Source organism: Desulfovibrio sp. 1188_IL3213, from assembly GCF_036763145.1.
GTDB lineage: Bacteria > Desulfobacterota > Desulfovibrionia > Desulfovibrionales > Desulfovibrionaceae > Desulfovibrio.
This window is the reverse complement of record NZ_JBAIYR010000337.1, coordinates 1-2,543: the sequence shown is the minus strand read 5'-3', so window position 1 is coordinate 2,543 and position 2,543 is coordinate 1. Positions and strand designations below refer to the sequence as shown.

At 61.4% G+C, this 2,543-nt stretch carries 3 protein-coding genes; all 3 read right to left on the bottom strand.

What is annotated here, in order from left to right:
• Nucleotides 1-510 (bottom strand): amidase (locus V6C16_RS11115; protein ID WP_333543226.1); only part of this gene is annotated, 510 nt, incomplete at its 3' end.
• Between the two features lie 315 nt (nt 511-825).
• On the bottom strand, nt 826-1,122 hold the full coding sequence (gene gatC, locus V6C16_RS11110; RefSeq protein WP_333536747.1) for an Asp-tRNA(Asn)/Glu-tRNA(Gln) amidotransferase subunit GatC: 297 nt from the start codon (nt 1,120-1,122) through the stop codon (nt 826-828).
• Nucleotides 1,123-1,365: 243 nt separating this feature from the next.
• Nucleotides 1,366-2,543, bottom strand: a 1,178-nt coding sequence (locus tag V6C16_RS11105) for a hypothetical protein (RefSeq protein WP_333543225.1), incomplete at its 5' end; no start/stop codon positions are given.

The following is a 2,543-nucleotide window of genomic DNA, read 5'->3' as shown; positions in this document are numbered from 1 at the left end:
TAGCGAGGCAAAGCACTGCCCGGCCGTCACCGAAGCGGCGGAGCCGCCGCTGGAACCGCCGGGAACCTTGTTGAGGTCCCAGGGGTTGCGCGTGGCCTTGAAGGCGGAGTTTTCCGTGCTGGAGCCCATGGCGAACTCGTCCAGGTTGGTCTTGCCCAGAACCACGGCCCCGGCTTCGTGCAGTTTTTGCACGGCAAAGGCGTCATAGAAGGGCGTATAGCCTTCAAGCATGTGCGAACCGGCCGTGGTGGGCATGCCCTTGGTGGAAAAGGCGTCCTTGAGCGTCACAGGCACGCCCCACAGGGGACGGGCGGCATCGGGGCCTTCGCTGTCCAGCGCGGCGGCATGGGCCAGGGCGTTTTCGGCATTCACATACAGCAGGGCGTCCAGCCGCGGCTCTGTGGCGGCGATACGGTCAAGGCAGGCGGTGGTCACATCCACCGCGCTCAGTTCTTTTTTTTGCAGGGCCCGGGCCACAGCCGTGAGAGAGAGGGAGCATATGTCGGTCATGGTGTTCTCGAAAATTCTGCTTGTAGTGTTGGCGTAAACGGAAGCCTGCTTGCAGGATCTGCCGTGCCCGGATGCTCAGGAGCAATTTCACCCGCCGCAAAGATGCAAGCGCAACTTACTTGCGCGGTTAAGCATCGAAGCGAGCGTGTCTTAAACTTTGAGAATGTACATTCTCAAAGTTAATCTGCTCTAGAGCAGTTTACGAATGAAACGAGTCAACTGCTCTGCAAGGGTTTTCCTGAAAATCCTTGCCACGAAATGCGAGCAGGCAGGCTTTTGCCTGCCGTAAGCAAGCATTTCAAGTGTTAATCTGCTCTAGACGATGCGCGGAACCATAAAATATTCGCCGTCTGCCTCGGGAGCGTTTGCCAGCACATCCTGACGGGTGCATACATGGGCGGCCACGTCTTCGCGCGGCGCGGGCCGGTGCTGCGCGGGGCTGTACAGAGGCTCCACCTCGCTGGTGTCCACCTTGGCGAGCACATCCATATAGCCGAGGATGTCATCCAGTTGCCGCGCGAAAAGCGTTTGTTCTTCCTCACTGACAGTGAGGCGTGAGAGCTCGGCCATATGGGCCACTTCTTTCAAGCCGATACCTTTGTTCTGTGCCATGTTGCGAGGTCCTTTGCCTTGCCCGTCAAGCGCCGGGGCGGTGCTTGACGAGGGATGTTGTAAAATTTCTGGGTGCGCTGCCGGGGCAGCAAAAACGGCCGCCCGGGCCGCTGCCGTACCGTTTTCAGACTGCAGGTTGCAGACGTTAGCGCTGCGCCGGAACAGGTCCCGGTAAAGCGGCATACGGTCGTTCCCCGTGCGGATCATGAACGCGCGGGGAACATTTTTCCAAATCTGTCTACCCTACAGGCGTGACGGCAGGCTCAGCTTGTACGAAGGCTTGGGCGTCGTGCCGATGGGCTGCAGTGTGGGCTGCTGCCCGTCGCCGGGCGTAAGGGGGTTGCCCTGTGCATCCACGGGCGGCAGACCCTGCATGCGCAGGGCGGACTGCTGCAGGATGTTGCTGCGCGTCTGCCGGAATTCGTCCACATTGACGGGAACCATGCCCGTGGGAGACACGCTGAAAATAAAGAGCTTCTGGTGTGCCACGCCGGCGCTGTCCCAGGCAATGGGGGCCATGCCCCATACCATGTGCGAGGCGCGCTGCGCACGGGCGGTTATTTCCGGTGCGGTAAGGCGCGCATCAAGGCCGAGGCTGACGCTGAAACGGGCGAAATCATAGCCGAGGGCCGTCCAGAAGTCCGAACCCTGGCTCTGGAGGGCGCGGGGGGCGTGTGAGGGATTCCAGGCGCCGGGAAAGACCGCCAGGGCGAACTTTTCAGGCGTGGTCACCATTTTGCCATACAGGCCCTGTTCCCACAGGGTAGTGCCGAGCAGCACCAGCCGGTCTTCGCCGTTGTACAGCAGGCTTGTGGTCAGCATGTCCATACTTTTCCACGAGTCCGGCACAAAGAGCGCCTCAAAGGCCGTCTGGGGAATGGGCGTGCGGCTGCCCTCGGGGGTCTGGGCGTTGATGAGCGGGACTGCCGCCGAACTCCACGACGTGGGGTCGGAGGGATTGTAGCCGGCCTTCTGGAGCGGCATGTTGCGCTTGTACAGGCTTTGCTCAAAAAGGCCGGTCATGCGCGTGCCGTAGGCATCGGTGGGATAGAAGGCCCCGTAGCTGCGGATGCCGAGACTGTCGGCGGCAAAACCCACAAGGGCATCAATCTGGTCTTGCGGTCCGGGGAAAAAGCGCCACGCATGCACACCTTCGTCGCCCGGCTCAAGCGAGGGCAGAAAGGTGAAAAAGGCTTTTTTGTCCGTAACGCCGGCCTTGCGGGCCTGAGCGTAGTTGGACGCCTGAAGGGGGCCGCCCACAACCGCGCAGGACGCGGGCAGGGCATTGAGCTTCTGCAGCCAGTCCGGGGCTTCGGTATTGATGACTTCAAGGCGCACGTTGACGCCGTTGGCGGCCATTTCTTTCTGGGCAATGTTCGCGCCCTGGCGGGTCTTGGTGCCGATGGGCGCATATTGCCCGG

Coding starts and splice junctions, on each gene's coding strand:
- gatC (WP_333536747.1), bottom strand. CDS start 1,122: ATGGCACAGAACAAAGGTATCGGCTTGAAAGAAGTGGCCCATATGGCC.